Genomic DNA, 636 nt, shown 5'->3' with positions numbered 1-636 from the left:
CTTTGCCGGCGAGCTGGCGCTGGTGCTGCGGGCCACGGCGCGGGAAGCATCGGGCGATGTGGCGGTGAGCGAGGCCGGGTTCACCGTGCGGGTGGCGCCGGTGGTGGACGGGGCGGCGCTGGGCGGCGCGGCGGCGGGGCTGGAGGATAGCTGGATCCCGCTGGAGGTGGCGTTCGGGGTGTCGCCGGACCCTTCGGAACACTGGGACGGGCGGGTGCTGATCCACGGCGTGCCGGAAGGCGCGGCGCTGTCGCACGGCGCGGCGCTGGGCGGCGGCGTGTGGGCGGTGGAGCAGGCGGCGCTGGCGGCGGGACAGGTGGCGCTGCGGCCGCCGGCGCACAGCGACGCGCCGATCGCGCTGCGGGTCGAGGCGGTGATGCACGACACGGACGGGGCGGGGGCGAGCCGGACGATCGTGGCGGAGGTGGCGGTGACGGTGCGCGGCGTGGCCGATGCGCCGGAGGTTGCGGCGGCGGACGTGGCGGGGCTGGAGGATGGGGCGGTGGCCCTGGAGCTGCGGGCGGCGCTGGCGGACCGGGACGGGTCGGAGGTGCTGGAGCTGCGGCTGGAAGGGGTGCCGGACGGGGCGGTGCTGTCGGCGGGCACGCGCGGGGCGGACGGCGCCTGGGTGCTGCA

Annotated in this window: 1 protein-coding gene; it reads left to right on the top strand. The window is 78.5% G+C overall.

The window, feature by feature from the left end; all coding sequences use genetic code 11:
* The coding region (locus ACFOD4_RS21630; protein ID WP_379599790.1) for a hypothetical protein at positions 1-636 on the top strand (636 nt) is incomplete at both ends.

Origin of the sequence: Teichococcus globiformis (genome assembly GCF_042646265.1) — a bacterium.
GTDB classification, from domain to species: Bacteria; Pseudomonadota; Alphaproteobacteria; order Acetobacterales; family Acetobacteraceae; genus Pseudoroseomonas; species Pseudoroseomonas globiformis.
This window is presented reverse-complemented; position numbering and strand designations above follow the sequence as displayed.